The organism is Yersinia rochesterensis, assembly GCF_003600645.1.
In the GTDB taxonomy this organism is placed as follows: Bacteria; Pseudomonadota; Gammaproteobacteria; order Enterobacterales; family Enterobacteriaceae; genus Yersinia; species Yersinia rochesterensis.
Genome location: NZ_CP032482.1, coordinates 488,167 through 506,214, shown reverse-complemented (window position 1 = coordinate 506,214; position 18,048 = coordinate 488,167). Strand labels below are relative to the sequence as shown.

The window sequence follows — 18,048 nt, the reverse complement described above, 5'->3', positions numbered from 1 at the left end:
ATCCCGATGAGCTGACACGGGTCAGTGATTCGGGTGACAAATCGGTCAGGAACCGATTTGAACGCTGCTTGCAGCGGCCTCGCAGAGGCGAGGCCCATGGACGGGCCGAGTAACGAACGTAGCTAACACCGCTGCAACTTAAAGTAAGACGGGTTATACTACTTCAGGCTGTTTACTCAGCCCGATAGCGGCTTTCTGCCGTCATCTTGAATTCAACATTGAACTCATTGAATTAACCCAATAAAACAGTATGGCCCTTCCTTACGAGCGCCGGCGCTATCGTCGGTACGACACGGACAGATTATGTTAAACAGTATTTTACTGATTCTATTTTTAATCGCAGTGAGTGCCTTTTTCTCGTTATCCGAGATTTCACTGGCAGCATCGCGAAAAATTAAATTAAAACTTCTGGCAGATGAAGGCGATATCAACGCCTTACGGGTACTTAAATTACAAGAGACTCCGGGGATTTTCTTCACCGTGGTGCAGATTGGGCTGAATGCCGTTGCTATCCTCGGCGGTATTGTCGGTGATGCCGCATTCTCCCCTTCTTTCAAAGTGATATTCGAACGCGTTATGTCGCCGGAGCTGGCTGATCAAGTCAGCTTTATCTGCTCATTTGTGCTGGTGACCAGCTTATTTATCTTGTTTGCAGATTTAACCCCGAAGCGCATCGGTATGATTTCACCTGAAGCGGTTGCCGTTCGTATCGTCAACCCGATGCGCTTCTGCATAATGATTTGTCGCCCATTAGTTTGGTTCTTCAATGGGATGGCGAATCTGATCTTCCGCCTATTCAAGCTGCCAATGGTTCGCAATGATGACATCACATCGGATGATATCTACGCCGTGGTAGAGGCTGGTGCATTGGCGGGGGTATTACGCAAACAAGAGCACGAGCTGATTGAAAACGTCTTTGAGCTGGAATCTCGCACCGTCCCCTCTTCCATGACATCCCGCGAAAGTGTGATTTATTTTGATCTGCGGGAAAGTGAAGACAGCATCAAAGAAAAGATTTCGACCCATCCGCATTCAAAATTTTTGGTCTGTGATGGTCATATTGATCAAGTGGTAGGTTATGTTGACTCTAAAGACTTACTGAACCGGGTATTGGGCAACCAAAGCTTGGTACTCAGCAGTGGGGTGCAAATCCGCTCGGCGTTGATTGTGCCGGACACACTGACACTCTCTGAAGCCCTGGAAAGCTTTAAAACGGCGGGTGAAGACTTCGCAGTTATTCTCAACGAATATGCTTTGGTCGTAGGGATAATTACTCTGAATGACGTAATGACCACGCTGATGGGCGATTTAGTCGGCCAAGGGCAAGAAGAACAGATTGTGGCCCGTGATGAAAACTCGTGGCTGATTGAGGGCGGCACCCCAATTGAAGATGTCATGCGCGTTCTGCATATTGATGAATTCCCGCAATCCGGCAATTATGAAACCATCGGCGGCTTTATGATGTATATGCTGCGCAAAATTCCCAAGCGCACCGATTTCGTCAAGTATGCCGGTTACAAGTTTGAAGTGGTGGACATTGATAGCTACAAAATCGACCAGTTGTTAGTGACCAGATTCAGTGACCAGCCGACCCCCATATTGCCAAAAGCGCCACATGAAAGCAGCGATGCATAGCCGGCCAACTAACCAAAATCGTGATTCCTGAAAACATTAGCGGCCCCTAATTAGGGGCCGCAATTAATTCTGTACGGACTGATGTCATACCCAAAGTTATTGGAGCTACAGCTAGGCAGCAAGCGAATAAACCCCGATGAGCTTACCCAAGTAAGTGATTCGGGTGAGTGAGTGCCGCTAACAACGCTGTGACTTCAAGAAAGAAGGGTATCTGTTTGTAGGCGCATCACTTGCCGGTTAACTTCCGACATCACCTCAAAATGGCGTTTATCCCTAACTTTCGGGATTAAAATTTTGCCCTTATCAAACTCAAAAGCCCCCATATCCTTGATATACAACCGGCCACGAAACAGTGTTTTGACATACATCGCGATTTTTGCCGGATTGTAACGTTGGAAGATCCTCATTGTTTTACTTTCCTCCCATAGCACTGATACGCACCCTTTGGCGCCTTAGCGACCAAGTGAGCAGGTAGCGTAAGATAATTGCAGAGTAATAGACCTAGAGTATCGTGTTAAGTTCCCGCAAAACCAGTCATTAATGCTGGACTTGCACAATATTACAGTGTTATTGAGAGAGAGTGAGAGTTTGTAACAGAATAACCATCTAGTTACTGTCAGAAATAATTATTTTAGACAAACAGGACAGACCTCTGATCTGCACCTATTATTGGGTAGCTTGCCTGTTTACAGGAATAAGCACCGACATGATTCATAATAGCCATAAGATCCCAAAGGACATCCCATGATAAAAAATAGCCTGCTTATACTGTCGCTGCTGTTAACCCCCTTTATGGCTAGCGCGCTCACCATCCAAGTTGGCCAGCGGGTTCCGCCGGTGGGTGTCAGCGATAAAGGCGAATTAAATTACGATAAGGCTACTGATCAGTTTAGCTACAAAAACTGGAATAGCGCGCAATTGCCCGGAAAAGTGCGAGTTGTCCAGCATATTGCAGGCCGCACATCAGCAAAAGAACTGAATGCGCCGTTAGTGGAAGCTATCAAGCACGCTAATCTGCCACACGAACATTACCAAACGACGACAATCGTCAATACCGATGACGCTATCTTCGGTACCGCGGTGTTTGTGCGTAATAGCATCGAAACCAATAAGCGGGAATTCCCCTGGTCGCAGTTTGTAGTCGACAGCACCGGGAATGTCAAAAAGGCTTGGGGTTTAGCAGAGAAAGGCTCGGCTATTGTGGTACTGGATCAGCAAGGAAATGTTAAATTTTTCAAAGACGGCGCGCTGCCCCCCACCGAAGTGCAGCAGGTCATCGACCAACTGCACCAGCTCGTAAAACAAGAGAACTAGAATAAAGACACCCGAAAGCCGGGGTTCAGGAAAGATTCACGGGGGGTATAAGACAGTGGTTTACCCTGCCAATCGTGAACCTGTGCCCCAGCGGCCATAGCAACAACATGTCCGGCCGCAGTATCCCATATATTCGTTGGCCCGAAGCGGGGGTATAATTGTGCTTTTCCTTCGGCTACCAAACAAAACTTGAGTGATGAGCCGACAGATACCGTCTGATGCTCGCCCAATTGTGCCAAATAATCTTCCAGTTCGGCATCACTGTGGGAGCGGCTGACCACCACCAGCGGCGGGACGGCATCGCGCACCTCAATCTGCATGCGCCGACCACACTCTTCTTTCCACGCCTGACCGTTTTCCGCGCTGTACATCACCTCGGTCACCGGGGCGTAGACTACTCCCAGCACCGGCACCCCTTGGTCAATCAAGGCGATATTGACGGTAAACTCGCCATTACGGTTTAGGAATTCCTTGGTACCATCCAGTGGGTCAACTAGCCAATAGCGCTGCCAGTGCTGCCGCACCGCCCAAGTCGGGGGATCTTCTTCCGATAACAGCGGGATATCGGGGGTCAATGCCGCTAACCCGGCTTTGATAATCTGGTGAGCCGCTAGATCCGCCGCCGTGACGGGAGAATCATCCTTTTTGTGGGCCACATCCAGGGGCTTCTCGCCCTGATAGACCGCCATAATCGCCACGCCTGCCTCGCGGGCCAGTTGGCAAATTTGCTCTAACATCATCCACCCCTTGGTATTATGAGTCATGTCGAATATTGATAGTGATGCTTAAATCAATAAGGGTTCCTGTAAGGTCTCACTCTATATTCATTTTAGAACGTAAAACTAAAATAAAAATTAATCATGACAAAGCCGAGCACCCCTTTGGCAGACTAATAATTTTCCAGCCAAATAGCCACCTTTGCAGGATAAGGCCCAATGAGATCAGGGGAATTAACCTGCTGCAACTGTGAGCATCTCGGCGTTATCCGAAACCATTTTCTGCCAAACTTCACACTTTGCTATGACGACCTATTAAATTTACATATTCTTTTGCGATACAGGTCGAATTGTTTTGTTAATGGAAAAGACACAATGGAGAAAGCCATGTTTAAACGTCCACTGACGTTATCCCTCCTTGCCAGCCTGATTGCTGTCGCAACCTCAACCGCGCAAGCCGCTACTGTTGATTTGCGAGTACTGGAAACCACCGACCTGCACAGCAATATGATGGATTTTGATTACTACAAAGATAAACCTACCGAGAAATTTGGTCTGGTTCGCACCGCGAGCCTTATTGAAGCCGCTCGCCAACAAGCCACTAACAGTGTGCTGGTGGATAATGGCGATCTCATTCAGGGCAGCCCTCTGGGCGATTATATGGCCGCCAAAGGGCTAAAGGCCGGTGAGATTCACCCTGTTTATAAGGCGATGAATACACTGGACTATACCGTGGGTAACATCGGCAACCATGAATTTAATTATGGTCTGGATTACCTAAAAAAATCACTGGCGGGGGCCAAATTCCCCTATGTGAATGCCAACGTCATTGATGTCAAAACCGGTAAACCGCTGTTTCAGCCCTATTTAATTGTCGACACCCCGGTCAAAGATCGCGACGGGAAAAGCCATAATCTGCGTATCGGCTATATTGGCTTCGTGCCCCCGCAAGTGATGATATGGGATAAAGCCAATCTCACCGGCAAAGTCACCGTCGATGACATCACCGAAACCGCCAAAAAGTGGGTGCCGGAAATGCGCCAGCAAGGTGCCGATTTAGTGGTCGCCATCCCCCACTCCGGCCTCTCCAGTGACCCCTATAAAACCATGGCGGAAAACTCGGTTTATTACCTCAGCCAGGTGCCGGGAATTGATGCCATTATGTTTGGTCATGCCCATGCTGTCTTCCCAAGCAAAGATTTTGCCGCTATCAAAGGGGCGGATATCGCGCAAGGGACACTCAACGGTATTCCGGCAGTGATGCCCGGTCAGTGGGGTGACCATCTTGGCGTGGTTGATTTTGTGTTGAATAATGACCAAGGCCAATGGCAAGTGACTCAAGCCAAAGCCGAAGCTCGCCCTATCTTTGATAAAGCCACACAAAAATCATTAGCCGCCGAAAATACAAACCTGGTCAAGGTGTTAGCTGCCGATCACCAAGGCACCCGCGATTTTGTCAGCCAGCCGATTGGCACAGCCTCGGATAATATGTACAGCTATTTGTCACTGATCCAAGACGATCCGACAGTACAAATTGTCAATAATGCCCAACGCGCCTATACCGAACACTTTATTCAGGGCGATCCTGATTTAGCTGATTTACCGGTGCTTTCTGCCGCCGCCCCCTTTAAAGCCGGTGGCCGTAAGAATGACCCAGCCAGTTTTGTCGAAGTGGAAAAAGGCGAACTGACTTTCCGCAATGCCGCCGATTTGTACCTTTACCCGAACACCTTAGTGGTGGTCAAAGCCAGTGGCGCGGACGTCAAGCAGTGGCTGGAGTGCTCTGCCGCGCAATTTAATCAAATTGATGTCAACAGCAGCAAGCCGCAATCGCTGATTAATTGGGACGGTTTCCGCACTTATAATTTCGATGTTATCGACGGAGTTAACTATGAAATTGATGTCAGCCAACCTGCCCGCTATGACGGCGAGTGTGCGCTGATTAATGACAAAGCCGAGCGCATCAAAAATCTGACTTTCAACGGCAAACCCATTGATCCAAAAGCGACTTTCCTGATTGCGACCAACAATTATCGCGCCTATAGCGGTAAGTTTTCCGGTACCGGTGATAGTCATATCGCGTTCGCCTCACCGGATGAAAACCGCGCGGTTCTATCAGCTTATATCAGTGCGGAAACCAAAAAACAGGGGCAAGTGACCCCGCAAGCAGATAACAACTGGCGTCTGGCGACTCTTGAGAGTCAGCATCCGCTGGATATCCGCTTTGAAACCTCGCCAAGTGCCAAAGCCGCTGAATTTATTCAGCAAAAAGCACAATACCCAATGAAAGCAATGGGGACGGACGAGATTGGTTTTGAAGTGTATCAAATTGATTTACAGAAGAAATAACTGCTAGCAACAGCGCTTTACGGAGCGCTGTTGCTAGCTCGCTTACCTCTTTAGAGCTATATCTCGAACCATAACATGTATTTATTATGCATGTTATAGATATTTAATTACTCAATGAGGTGTCATCATGGATTACCGCAATCAGTCTCTGGGTGCTTTGGCTATCGCCATTCCACGGGCAACAAAATTATTTCGTCAGCATCAGTTGGATTTCTGCTGTGGTGGCAAGCAAACACTGTTACGAGCAGCCACTAAGCTAAATCTGGATATTGACGCGCTAGAGGCGCAGTTGAGCGCCTTGCAAACCGAGCTACAATCATCTGAAGATTGGCAGCAACAACCGCTGGCAAACATCATTGATTTTATTATCAGCCGCTATCACAACCGCCATCGCGAGCAACTGCCAGAATTGATTCTAATGGCTGAAAAGGTTGAGCGCGTTCATGGCGAAAAACCAGCATGTCCTCGGGGGGTGGCGGCCGAACTTAGCGCTATTTTAGAAGAACTTACCCAGCATATGTACAAAGAGGAGCAAATTCTGTTCCCGATGATCAAACGCGGTATGGGGTCACAAGCCGGTGGGCCAATATTTGTCATGGAAGCTGAGCATGATGCGGTAGGACAACAGTTAGAAGTGGTTAAACAACTGACACAAAATATGACGCCACCAGAGGGTGCCTGTAACACCTGGCGGGCGCTTTATACCGGTATCAATGAATTCATAACTGACCTGATGGAACATATTCATCTGGAAAATAATTTGCTGTTTCCCCGCGCACTGGATGGCGAATAACCTCACTGTAGATTACAGACCCGTTCAATAAACGCAAAAAGGGCGACATCATGTCGCCCTTTCTCATGCCATTCTCTGTCTAACTTACAGAATTTCCAGCAGTTCCACTTCAAACATCAATGCGCTGAATGGTGGGATAGTCGCACCAGCACCACGCTCGCCATAGGCCAGGTTATGTGGGATATACAGCTTCCACTTAGACCCAACTGGCATCATGGACAGAGCTTCAATCCAGCCGGGAATAACGCCGCTGACTGGGAACTCGGCTGGTTGGCCGCGCTCAACTGAGCTATCAAATACCGTGCCATCAACCAGGCGACCAGTATAGTGCACACGTACACGGTCTTGGCGAGATGGAATTGGGCCATCACCCGCCTGTAATACAGAGAATTGTAAGCCGGACTCGGTGGTGGTGACATCATCACGCTTGGCATTTTCTTCCAGGAATGTTTTCCCTTCTTCTACCAAAGCCTGTTGGCGTTCAACGCGAACTTTATCAGCTTTTTCATGCACTTCTTGCAATGCTCGATGTATTACATCAACAGGGACAGTCGGTGTATTCCCTTCCATCGCGTCACGCAAACCTGCCAACAATGCTTCTGGCAATAAACCTTCCAGCCCGGACTCTTGCAATTGCTGCCCGATTTGTAAACCAATTCCGTAGCTCGCTTGCGCTTCAACGCTATCAAAAGAAGGGATTGTCATGGATTTTCCTTTAGTCACTAATCATGTCGAAGCCGCCAGCATAACAGCAGCAGGGGAGCGCGGTAAAATCTTGCTTCGTGAATGATGACTTTTATCGTAGAAAAAGAAACAATGGTAGCAAGCTAATGGGGAATATCCCCGTTTATACCCGTCATGCTTCAAGCAAGAAAGGTTATACTTAGAAGCCTATGGGTAAATTGCCCTTTTGTTATTTATGTTGTTGAAGAGAGGTCACCATGGGCAGAATCGCGCCCAGGAGAAGGAAAAACACTCGAGTTTATCAGCCATTGCTACACGCCTGGCTGAGTATCCGGCAGAAGGTATTGCCGGAGACTAAAAATGCTGATGATCAAAATCTGATGTCAGAAGTCAGTGTGTCTGAACACATTTCTCCTGCTGAGGATATCGCCTCGACTGAAAATAATGTGTCCCCGCAAACTGCCGCAGCAGTTGCACAGGAAAAAGGGATTAAAGGGCTGTTACTGAAAATCTGGCATTTACCGGACAGTTTTGAGTGGATGGAGCCGTTGCCTCTCTTTCACCGCCGCTGGGTCATTATTGCGACCACGGTATTACTGCTGGCACTGCTGTGGCCGGCTTCCCGTGATAATACCAACACCTTCCCGGTGAGTGCGCCGTCCACTGACGTGCCACTACAGGCCCAATTACAAGGTAATCTTGATGCTCCGCCACCTCCAACGGTGGCGTCTCCACAGATACCGCCGTTACAAGGGAACTGGCAGAGTTATCAAATTCAATCAGGAAAAACACTGGCGCAGTTGTTCCGCGATAATAACTTGCCGGTGAATGAAGTTTTTGCGATGGCGCAAGTTGAAGGGAATGATAAACCGCTCAGTAATCTCAAAGCCGGACAAGAAGTTAAAATCATGCTGGATGCAGAAGGCGTGGTGGTGGCGCTGGCCATTGAATCTACCAAAGCCATTGAATCTACCAAAGCCATTGAATCTACCAATAGTACGGAAGCGCTATTTACCCGGCAAAATGATGGCAGTTATCGTCGCGAACGTTAACCCCAGCCGCCCAGAACCACTTCTGTTTACCGCCTTATTTTCTTTGATAATGTTATCCCGCCGCTCCCGCAGTAGGTTGTTTATGGATGGTCCACACCATTCATAACACCAGCGAATACCCATACTCACAAGGGAGTGATTATGAAATATAAATTGCCTGTTTTATGGCTACTTTACGCCCCATTTAGCGCAGTGGCTCAGCACTGTCCGGCGATTAATACTATCCAACAAATAGGGTTATTTTATTCCGCCGAAGCCGACGGTGACGAGCAATGGACAGGCTCCTTGCAAGGGTCTATACCGCAAAACAAAACCGCGATTAAAGATTTCAGTGAGGCACTTTTAATTCTCAATAGTGAAAATGAGGAGGGAAACAGCGTCCATCAGGGGATATTTCAAAAGTGTATTTATAACTTGCAGGCCGAGGGTTGGCAGTTAGATATGTATTACGGGAATAAAACCTGGCCGGTCTCCATCAGTGGCAAGCCTCATTGGCAATATCAGCAGACGGCTTTTCTTGAAATTTACCACTGTTCAAAAGTGGCGGCTGAGGAGTGTCAGTTTGATATTTTGCCATCGGAATCAGCATCCTAACGGCCATTTACTTTTTACCAGAAAGCCAGACACTGTCAGAAAACAAAGCACCGCCAGAAAGCAAAACGCCAGCACAAGGCTGGCGTTTTAGCAGGTTAACAGCAGCGTAACTTACGCTTCTGCAACCACAATCACGTTCAGTTTAGCGAATACGTCGCTGTGTACCTGGAAGTGAACTTCATGCTCACCAGTGGTACGCAGAACGCCATTCGGCAAACGAACTTCGCTCTTGGCCACTTCAACGCCAGCTGCAGTTACAGCGTCTGCGATGTCGCGAGTACCGATAGAGCCGAACAGTTTGCCTTCATCGCCAGATTTAGAAGCGATAGTAACGCTAACCAGTTCGTTAATTTTAGCAGCGCGAGCTTCAGCAGCAGCCAGAACGCCAGCCAATTTGGCTTCCAATTCTGCACGGCGTGCTTCAAAGAACTCTACGTTTTTCTTAGTTGCCGGAACAGCTTTACCTTGTGGAACCAGGAAGTTACGAGCGTAGCCCGCTTTAACATTCACTTGGTCACCCAGGCTGCCCAGGTTTGCTACTTTATCAAGCAGAATAACTTGCATTACCTTATCCTCTCAAAGTCGTTAATGGACAGTGGCCGATTACTGATGACGATCAGTGTACGGCAACAAAGACAGGTAGCGTGCGCGCTTGATACAACGGGCGAGCTGACGCTGGTATTTTGCGCGAGTACCGGTAATACGGCTCGGGACAATTTTGCCACTTTCAGTGACATAATTTTTCAGCGTAGCGATATCTTTATAATCAATCTCTACAACGCCTTCCGCGGTAAAACGGCAGAACTTGCGACGACGGAAATAACGTGCCATTTGGCTAGTCTCCAGAATCTATAAATTCAATCTGCTCGGCATGCAGAACCAATTTGTTCAGCCCATTGCGACCTTGATGGCAGCTAATGAAGCCTTCAACGGTTAACTGACTGCCGACCGTTATGCTGTGAGTTAATGCTTGTGACTTTTGTCCGCTGACAATAACAGGCATTCTGCACCATGTTTGTCGGCTGAATCCGGCTTCCTGCTGTGTTGATCGGTGCTCAAGCACAAATTGACAATGCGGAATGCCAGAAGGACTGACTTTTCGAACCGGTGTCTTGCACACAGTGCCAGAGAGTACCAGACGATTAGTGGTCACCACGGCAATTACTCTTCAGAATCCCCAGCTTCAGAATCATCATTGGCTTCTGACGCGAAGTCGTGACGCTCACGGCGTTCGTCTTTCGCTTTAACCATTGGTGATGCTTCAGTTACCGCGTGTTTAACGCGCATAACCATGCTACGGATAACGGCGTCGTTGAAGCGGAAGTTTGTTTCCAGCTCATCGATCGCTTCCTGCGGGGCTTCAACGTTCAGCAGAACGTAGTGAGCTTTGTGCAGTTTATTGATCGGGTAAGCCAGCTGACGGCGGCCCCAGTCTTCCAGACGGTGGATCGTACCAGCAGCATTAGTGATTGTTGCACTATAGCGCTCGATCATGCCCGGAACCTGTTCGCTTTGGTCAGGATGGACCATAAAAACGATTTCGTAATGACGCATCGATTATTGCTCCTTACGGATTATTCAGCCTCCTGATAGGGTCAACCGCGGCCCATGGAGGCAAGGAACGTGTTTGTGTGCGGCTGAAAAATGACGCGTAACTATACTTGCGGGCGGATTGAAACTCAAGGATTGCCGGGGATTTATTCTTGTTCTAACCATTACTCTGCTAAAACCGCACTTTTTGTTCATGACAGAACCTATGGATGTTAATCCATTAGTCCGCTAAATCTTTCAATGAAATCATTAGCTCCGCATGAATATTATTCATTTTTTTTGACAAAGTGAATCAATTATCACGTATTTTTAAATTAACAAAAGAGACTAAAATTAATTACATCCACCGCAAAACAAGCGGCGCAGCTAACTGAAAGTTATTCAAAGTATATAAATAAGATATTGGAGTCACCGATGAAACATACACTCACCATCGCAACCCTACTCGGCTTGGTCTTATCGACCAGCACTTTCGCTGCCACAGAAATAACCGCCCAACAAGCTATGCAGCAACAGCGCGTCAGTATCGGCGCATTGTCACTGGGCCACAATGTGGTTTCTCCTGATGACGCCACGGCGCAAATCAGTCAATTAGCCGATGAACGCGGAGCCAGTTCTTATCAGATAATTGCTATGCATGAACCTGGCGATAACAGTTCCATACACGTTAATGCCGTTCTCTATCGCTAAGATTCAATAGATAAATACAACACCAGAGAAACACCCAGAAATACAGAGAAAGAAAAAGATTGCCCGCAGACCCATTCCCCCCGCTTGTCGGGGGTTTTTTATAGATATTTACTAAAGAAAAGCGTCCCCGCAGCCAAGGCGGTTGGGGTGATTTTATGCCCAATCCCTGCTTCGGTGAGATAGGTTAGGTGCTTATCGCGCCCACTGATTTGCAGAGCTTGAACCAACCGCGCACTCTCTGCCGCCGGTACCACCTCATCCGCTTCACCATGCCAAACCAATAATGGCCGATCAGCAATTTTTTCTAACTGATGGGTAAGGTCATAATCTGTCAAAGGTGCCAGACGGCGCTCAAACTCTGCCGCGCTGACCTCGCGTCCGTCCTCCAAGGGAGGAAACAGCGTGTGCGCCAGCGAGGTAAAATAACCCGACCCCATAAAATCGGCGGCGACACTGACCCACGGATAGCGGGCAAACGCGCCCAACGTCGTCATCCCGCCCATTGATGCCCCCGCAACACCAATCCGCTCTCCCTCAATCAATCCCGCCTGTTGATAATGTTGTTTAATCGCGGGCAACTCATCAATATTCGATTTCAGGATCTCCCAAAAATGAGAAAGTCGCCGAGTTTCATTACCCTCAAAACGCGCGCCATGCATGTCCGCATCCGGCACGATAGTGCGAAAACCTGCTTGTGCGAAAGCATAAGCAAAATAGGAATAAACCTCTTTTGACGAGGTGTAACCGTGATAAAAGAAAATGGTCGGTAGCGGCTGCTGGCGCTTACCCGCAGGGGCCGCATGGATGACCTCAATCCCATTAATGTTTTCCAGCGACATCTCAATCATGGCGAGAATCCTTTATTTATCAAGCACAGCATCAATACGAAAAACTGATTTATAGACTTAAAAACTTAATGCAGTTTGAAGTATGGCGGGTATAAAGTCTTAAACTAATTTCTTCCAAGATATTCCCTCATCTTGGCGCTTGAGCGTTACACTTGAGAAATAATGGGCAGGGCGGTGACGGCCCTGCTGACAAAGAGGTAAAAATGAAGATAAAACGCGCAATGGTGTTCCTACTGATCACTCTGGGACTTTCAGCTTGCAGTGCTTTTCACGTCACCCCGGCCCCGCCGCCTGTGGCTCAGCCCTATGCTCAGGAAATTACCCGCGCACAGAGCCTTAATTTACAAAAAGTGGGCACCGTCTCAGCTCAAGTATTTGGCAGCCCAATGGATATCGAAGCTGAAATTAAACGCAGGGCAAATGCCAGTGGCGCGCCCTACTATTTGATTATCATGATGTCTGACAGTATTTATCCGGGCATTTGGTATGCCAACGCACTGTTGTATAAGTAAATTATTGAATTGTCAGCCCGCAATCCCGGTGGCGCGGCTCAACAACCGCGCGCAAACAGCTTCCGGCAACATATATTGATCCCGATGATCGAGCGTCATATGGCACCAGGCATCGGCTAACGGCGGTGAGGTAAACCGCAGTAATTGCGATGCACAGCATAAATCAAACAGTTGCTGGGTTATTGCCCGCCCTTGTTCTTCCTTAGGATTTTTCAGCCGCTGCTGCAATTGCCGCCATGCGCGGTCAAATAGCCGGTTTTGCCCTCGTACGGGATAAAACTCTTGCTGAAGCATGTCTATCGCAGAGGGGAGTTTGCGGAATGTGCGCAGCACATCAAGACACATAATATTGCCGGAGCCTTCCCAAATACTATTGACCGGCATTTCCCGATAAATCCGCGGCAACTCACTTTGTTCGCAATAGCCAATCCCGCCGAGCACCTCCATCGCCTCCGCAACAAACCCACTGCCCAGCCCACAGACGCGGTATTTTGCCGCCGGTGTCAGTAATCGACTGAATATCTGCTCATGAATTTCGCCGGTTTTTTCCCATGCGCTGGCTAAGCGCATTAATAGCGCGGTGTGGCCCTCTAAACGCAATGCCATGCGGCTTAAGACTTGCCGCATCAAAGGTTGCTCAACCAGTGCTTTACCAAAAGCCTGCCGCTGCCAGGCATGATATAACGCGACGGAAAAAGCGCGCCTCATCAGGCCATGGCTACCGAGCGCGCAATCAAAACGGGTATATCCGCCCATTTTTAGAATTTGGCGAATGCCGTCGCCCTCCTCCCCCAATAACCAGGCGGTGGCGTGATCAAATTCGACCTCGCTGCTGGCATTCGAGCGGTTGCCGAGTTTCTCTTTCAAGCGCTCTAAGCGGATGGCGTTATCGGTGCCGTCCGGCAATATTTTCGGCAGGAAGAAGCAAGATAAACCGCCCTCAGCTTGCGCCAGCACCAGATGCGCATCACTTTGTGGCACCGAGAAAAACCATTTGTGCCCGACCAGTCGATAAGCTTCTCCATGGCCGCGCACTTCCAGCGGCTCGGCTCTGGTAGAGTTACTTAATACATCAGAGCCGCCCTGTTTTTCCGTCATGCCCATGCCAATCAATAAACCCCGCTTCTGGCTACCGACGGTTTGATGAGAGTCATAGCGGTCTGAAAGCAGTGGCGGTAGCCAATTTTGGAATAGTGGTGGAAGTGTTTGTTGCAGCAGCGGGATCGCGCCAAATGTCATGGTTATCGGGCATAACGTCCCTGCCTCCACCTGGGCATGCAGGATAAAGCGCGCCGCACGGGCAACAAAAGAGCCTCTCCGGGCATCTTCTTGCCACGGCAAATTATGCACCCGGTGGCTGACCAACTCTTGCATTAACACATACCAAGCCGGATGAAATCGCACCTGATCCAAGCGCTGCCCAGCGGCATCGTAGCGCAATAATTCTGGCGGATTAGCATTTGCCAGCCGCCCTAGCTCAAGTGACCCCTGCGAACCCAGTTGCAGTCCAATCCGAGAAAGATTTTCCCCATCCCAGCTAGCATGTTCCCGCAACACAGCTTCCCGCAGGGCCATATCAGACAGAAATAAATTACTGTTCGATAATGGCTCTGGTTGGTTGAAAACTAAGTGAGTCTGCCACTCCATACTTTCCTCCATTCCGATATTCATTATGAAACCGTCATTCATAAATCAGGGTTAAGTATGGTGCAGACGTGGCTTTTTGCTGGCGGACTTATCACAAACAGATATTGATCTACTCGATATCACTGATAGTGGTGAAAAATCCCCCTATCTGACAAACAAAAGGCCAACATCCGAAAATGTTGGCCTTTTTGACATGCAGGGATGAAATGAATATTAGATTTTCAGTGTTCGCTGACGCACTGCTTCAAACAAACACACACCGGTAGCGACCGACACATTGAGGGAGGAAACACTCCCCGCCATCGGGATGCTGATCAGCTCGTCGCAGTGTTCGCGGGTCAAGCGGCGCATACCTTCACCTTCGGCCCCCATCACCAGCGCCATCGGGCCGGTCATTTTGCTCTGATATAACGTGTGGTCAGCTTCGCCAGCCGTCCCGACAATCCAGACATTGTGCTCTTGTAACACTCGCAGCGTACGCGCCAAATTTGTCACTTTAATTAATGGCACGTTTTCGGCAGCACCACTGGCGACTTTCTTAGCAATAGCATTAAGCTGCGCTGAGCGATCCCGCGGCACGATAACCGCGTGGACACCCGCCGCATCCGCACTGCGCAAGCACGCGCCCAGATTATGGGGATCAGTGACCCCATCCAGCACCAACAGGAAAGGCGTTTCGACACTTTCCAGTAATGCTGGCAAGTCATTTTCCTGATACTGACGCCCTTCACGGACTCGCGCCACAATCCCCTGATGGACACCGCCTTCAACCTGTGAATCCAGCCATTGACGGCTGGCAACCTGAATCACTAAACCGGCAGCTTCCAGTTCAGCAATCAAGGGCTGTAGGCGACGATCGTCACGACCTTTCAGAATAAAAACTTCCAAAAAGCGTTGTGGATCATTGTCTAACAAGGCTTTGACGGAATGAATGCCGTAAATAATTTCGCTCATGATGCTCTTTTATAAATGATTAAATATCAATGAATTCGGGCGACCAGGGCCGCCCGACAATCAGCAGGCCATTATTGGTCGCTGCTGGTTTTTTTCTTCGCGCGCTTGGCCTTAGTGGCAGCGGCAATTTTCTTAGTCTTAGCTGATGCTCTTTTCGCTTTCGCTTTGGCTTTTTTCTCGGCCAATGCTTTTTCATCTAACTTAGCGGCAGCATCTACCGGACGGAAAGCACTATCCGGCTCAAAGTTTGCCGGTTTTTTAGCACGACGAGGGCGTTTCTGCCCACTTCCTGCCGGTGCACTATCACGGCGCGGTGCTCCAGATGAAGCGCCGCGTCCACCACGCCCCGTGGAGGTATCGCGCAGAGTGCGCTGACCATCAGCTTTTTTGGCTTTATCACGCGCCGTTTTGCCTTCGCCGCGCGGTTTACGGGTACTGGAGACCAGTGCAAAGTCAATTTTGCGCTCATCCATATGTACCGCTTCAACGCGAATTTCTACGGTGTCGCCCAGCCGATAGGTCATACCGGAAGACTCGCCGATCAAGCGCTGGCCGATGTTGTCGTAGCGATAGTAATCATTATCCAAGCTGGAAACATGCACCAGACCATCAATAAACAAGTCATCGAGGCGCACGAAGAAACCAAAGCCGGTGACACTGGCAATGATCCCGGTGAAGACTTTACCGACCTGATCCTGCATAAAATCACACTTCAGCCAATCCGCCACATTACGGGTAGCTTCATCAGCGCGGCGTTCAGTCATTGAGCAATGTTCGCCCAATTGCAGCATCTCGTCATATTCACTGTGCCAGCCACCGGTGGGTGTCCAGCGCTCTTTCACATTGCCGTGCTCTTTAGCGAGCTGGTATTTGATAGCCCGATGCATGGCTAAATCAGGATAACGGCGAATTGGCGAGGTAAAATGCCCATAAGACGCTAATGCCAAGCCAAAGTGACCCCGGTTTTCCGGATCGTAAATCGCCTGTTTCATCGAGCGCAGCAACATGGTTTGCAGCATTTCATGATCCGGACGATCCGCCACTTCATCCATCAGCACCGCATAATCTTTTGGCTCTGGTTTTAAACCGCCACCAAGAGTCAGGCCCAGCTCACCCAGCACGCTACGCAGTGCGGAGATATGGTCATCACTTGGACGGTCATGCACCCGGAACAGCGCCGGCTCGTTGTGTTTTTCCACAAAACGTGCCGCAGCAATGTTCGCCAGAATCATGCACTCTTCAATCAACTTATGCGCGTCATTACGCACCGTCGATTCAATCCGCTCAATGCGCCGTTCGGCATTGAAGATAAACTTGGCTTCTTCGGTTTCAAAGGCAATACCGCCGCGTTCAGCACGGGCCTGATCCAGCGCTTTGTACATGGTGTGCAGCTCTAACAAATGCGGCACCAGCGGCTTATATTGTTCACGCAGCGACTCTTCACCATCAATAATCCGCCACACTTTGGTGTAGGTCAGACGCGCGTGGGAGCTCATCACTGCTTCGTAGAACTTATACGACGATAACTTACCCTGGGCGGAGATGGTCATCTCACACACCATGCACAGGCGGTCTACCTGTGGATTCAGGGAGCAAAGGCCGTTGGACAGCACTTCCGGTAGCATCGGAACAACTTGTGACGGGAAGTAAACCGAGTTACCACGGCTGCGAGCTTCATCATCCAGCGCAGTGCGCGGGCGTACATAATAGCTGACATCAGCAATCGCCACCCACAAGCGCCAGCCACCACCGCGTTTTTTCTCACAATACACCGCATCATCGAAGTCACGGGCATCTTCACCATCAATAGTGACCAAAGGTAGGTTGCGTAAATCCACCCGCCCTTTTTTCGCTTCTTCCGGCACTTGCTCTTTCAGATCCGCAACTTGCTTTTCAACTTGTGGCGGCCAGGTATGCGGGATTTCATGGGTGCGCAGCGCGATATCTACCGCCATGCTGGTACCCATATTCTCGCCGAGCACTTCAACAATCTTACCCACCGCTTTAGAACGGCGAGTCGGGCGCTGAGTTAACTCGACCACGACCATATAGCCCATCCGCGCACCGCAGATAGCATCAGGTGGAATCAGGATATCAAAACTCAAGCGGCCATCATCCGGCACCACAAAACCGGTACCGGCATCAGTAAAGTAACGGCCGACAATCTGGCTGGTTTTCGGGACTAATACGCGCACGATACGTGCTTCACGGCGGCCTTTGCGGTCAGCGCCAACCGGCTGGGCCAAGACCACATCACCATGAATCGCGGTTTTCATCTGTTCTGCGGAGAGATACAGATCGTCTTTACTGCCTTCAACACGCAAAAAGCCGAAACCATCACGGTGGCCAATAACTGTCCCGCGCAATAAGTCCAGACGCTCAGGTAAGGCATAGCACTGACGGCGGGTGAAGACCAATTGCCCATCACGCTCCATTGCGCGCAGGCGGCGACGCAGCGCCTCTAGCTGTTCTTCACCAGATAAATTAAGTTCATTGGCCAGCTCTTCACGGCTGGCGGGTGTTTCGCGCTTGGCGAGATGAGCCAAAATGAATTCCCGGCTAGGGATCGGTGACTCATATTTCTCTGCTTCTCGTTCCAAGAATGGATCTTGTGACATTGCGGTTCCTCCGTTGTCAGCAGCAGGTTGCTATCCCCGTCTTACTTGAAGCCGCAGGGGCTTTAGCTGCAACTCCACGTTCTTTGGGTAT

19 protein-coding genes are annotated in these 18,048 nt (G+C 49.5%); 8 read left to right on the top strand and 11 right to left on the bottom strand.

All coding sequences use genetic code 11. The features are described from left to right. Positions 1–303: 303 nt before the first annotated feature. Positions 304–1,635 carry a polyamine export protein PaeA gene (paeA, locus tag DXZ79_RS02460; RefSeq protein WP_038636876.1) on the top strand — a complete coding sequence of 444 codons (1,332 nt, stop codon included), beginning with the start codon at positions 304–306 and terminating at the stop codon, positions 1,633–1,635. Between the two features lie 194 nt (positions 1,636–1,829). Here the strand turns inward: paeA and DXZ79_RS02455 are convergent, their stop codons facing one another. Beyond that, the gene (locus DXZ79_RS02455; RefSeq protein ID WP_005175427.1) at positions 1,830–2,042 is read right to left on the bottom strand and encodes a DUF1107 domain-containing protein; all 213 of its coding nucleotides are present in this window, start codon (positions 2,040–2,042) and stop codon (positions 1,830–1,832) included. A 337-nt stretch (positions 2,043–2,379) separates the two neighbouring features. Here DXZ79_RS02455 and DXZ79_RS02450 point away from each other — a divergent pair, with 337 nt between their 5' ends. Further along, entirely contained in the window at positions 2,380–2,949 is a 570-nt protein-coding gene (locus tag DXZ79_RS02450; protein ID WP_038636882.1) for a YtfJ family protein, read from the top strand. On the opposite strand, the gene cysQ is transcribed toward DXZ79_RS02450, so the two are convergent. Next, positions 2,946–3,686, bottom strand: a complete 741-nt coding sequence (gene cysQ / locus DXZ79_RS02445) for a 3'(2'),5'-bisphosphate nucleotidase CysQ (protein WP_038636884.1) — start codon at positions 3,684–3,686, stop codon at positions 2,946–2,948. The genes DXZ79_RS02450 and cysQ overlap by 4 nt on opposite strands. A 354-nt stretch (positions 3,687–4,040) precedes the next feature. Here cysQ and DXZ79_RS02440 point away from each other — a divergent pair, with 354 nt between their 5' ends. Together DXZ79_RS02440 and ytfE are read left to right on the top strand one after the other, a co-directional pair. Then, the gene (locus DXZ79_RS02440) at positions 4,041–6,014 is read left to right on the top strand and encodes a bifunctional 2',3'-cyclic-nucleotide 2'-phosphodiesterase/3'-nucleotidase (protein ID WP_038636888.1); all 1,974 of its coding nucleotides are present in this window, start codon (positions 4,041–4,043) and stop codon (positions 6,012–6,014) included. 127 nt (positions 6,015–6,141) lie between these two features. Continuing rightward, a complete protein-coding gene (gene ytfE / locus DXZ79_RS02435; protein WP_038636891.1) occupies positions 6,142–6,807 on the top strand; it encodes an iron-sulfur cluster repair protein YtfE in 666 nt (221 codons plus the stop codon). Positions 6,808–6,891: 84 nt separating this feature from the next. Here the strand turns inward: ytfE and bamJ are convergent, their stop codons facing one another. Beyond that, positions 6,892–7,512, bottom strand: a complete 621-nt coding sequence (bamJ, locus tag DXZ79_RS02430; RefSeq protein ID WP_038636897.1) for a BamJ family beta-barrel-assembly machinery protein — start codon at positions 7,510–7,512, stop codon at positions 6,892–6,894. A gap of 236 nt (positions 7,513–7,748) precedes the next feature. Here bamJ and DXZ79_RS02425 point away from each other — a divergent pair, with 236 nt between their 5' ends. Together DXZ79_RS02425 and DXZ79_RS02420 are read left to right on the top strand one after the other, a co-directional pair. Beyond that, positions 7,749–8,543, top strand: coding sequence for an OapA family protein (locus DXZ79_RS02425; protein WP_120011069.1), 795 nt, complete (start codon positions 7,749–7,751; stop codon positions 8,541–8,543). 141 nt (positions 8,544–8,684) lie between these two features. Beyond that, entirely contained in the window at positions 8,685–9,137 is a 453-nt protein-coding gene (locus tag DXZ79_RS02420; protein WP_038636903.1) for a DUF3757 domain-containing protein, read from the top strand. Positions 9,138–9,248: 111 nt separating this feature from the next. Here the strand turns inward: DXZ79_RS02420 and rplI are convergent, their stop codons facing one another. From rplI to rpsF, 4 genes are read right to left on the bottom strand one after another with little or no spacing between them, the layout of a single operon-like run. After that, positions 9,249–9,701, bottom strand: coding sequence for a 50S ribosomal protein L9 (rplI, locus tag DXZ79_RS02415; RefSeq protein WP_038636905.1), 453 nt, complete (start codon positions 9,699–9,701; stop codon positions 9,249–9,251). Between the two features lie 39 nt (positions 9,702–9,740). Next, positions 9,741–9,968 (bottom strand): 30S ribosomal protein S18, encoded by a 228-nt coding sequence (rpsR, locus tag DXZ79_RS02410; RefSeq protein ID WP_004392491.1) that lies wholly within the window; start codon positions 9,966–9,968, stop codon positions 9,741–9,743. A 4-nt stretch (positions 9,969–9,972) separates the two neighbouring features. After that, a complete protein-coding gene (gene priB / locus DXZ79_RS02405; protein ID WP_049613473.1) occupies positions 9,973–10,293 on the bottom strand; it encodes a primosomal replication protein N in 321 nt (106 codons plus the stop codon). Positions 10,294–10,298: 5 nt separating this feature from the next. Further along, positions 10,299–10,691, bottom strand: a complete 393-nt coding sequence (rpsF, locus tag DXZ79_RS02400; RefSeq protein ID WP_002210153.1) for a 30S ribosomal protein S6 — start codon at positions 10,689–10,691, stop codon at positions 10,299–10,301. Between the two features lie 411 nt (positions 10,692–11,102). Between rpsF and DXZ79_RS02390 the strand changes: the two genes are divergently transcribed. Beyond that, on the top strand, positions 11,103–11,378 hold the full coding sequence (locus tag DXZ79_RS02390) for a YdgH/BhsA/McbA family protein (RefSeq protein WP_038636909.1): 276 nt from the start codon (positions 11,103–11,105) through the stop codon (positions 11,376–11,378). Positions 11,379–11,476: 98 nt separating this feature from the next. Here DXZ79_RS02390 and yjfP read toward each other — a convergent pair whose 3' ends face one another. Beyond that, positions 11,477–12,226: an esterase gene (yjfP, locus tag DXZ79_RS02385; protein WP_038636911.1), complete on the bottom strand. Its 750-nt coding sequence runs from the start codon at positions 12,224–12,226 to the stop codon at positions 11,477–11,479. 203 nt (positions 12,227–12,429) lie between these two features. On the opposite strand from yjfP, the gene bsmA reads away from it, so the two are divergent. Next, complete coding sequence (gene bsmA, locus DXZ79_RS02380; RefSeq protein WP_038636912.1) at positions 12,430–12,738, top strand: biofilm peroxide resistance protein BsmA; 309 nt, start codon at positions 12,430–12,432, stop codon at positions 12,736–12,738. A 12-nt stretch (positions 12,739–12,750) separates the two neighbouring features. Here the strand turns inward: bsmA and DXZ79_RS02375 are convergent, their stop codons facing one another. The 3 genes from DXZ79_RS02375 to rnr form a co-directional block, all read right to left on the bottom strand. Further along, positions 12,751–14,397, bottom strand: a complete 1,647-nt coding sequence (locus DXZ79_RS02375) for an isovaleryl-CoA dehydrogenase (RefSeq protein ID WP_038636915.1) — start codon at positions 14,395–14,397, stop codon at positions 12,751–12,753. Between the two features lie 201 nt (positions 14,398–14,598). Next, positions 14,599–15,339, bottom strand: a complete 741-nt coding sequence (rlmB, locus tag DXZ79_RS02370; RefSeq protein ID WP_038636918.1) for a 23S rRNA (guanosine(2251)-2'-O)-methyltransferase RlmB — start codon at positions 15,337–15,339, stop codon at positions 14,599–14,601. 71 nt (positions 15,340–15,410) lie between these two features. After that, on the bottom strand, positions 15,411–17,957 hold the full coding sequence (rnr, locus tag DXZ79_RS02365) for a ribonuclease R (RefSeq protein ID WP_038636920.1): 2,547 nt from the start codon (positions 17,955–17,957) through the stop codon (positions 15,411–15,413). Positions 17,958–18,048 lie beyond the last annotated feature (91 nt).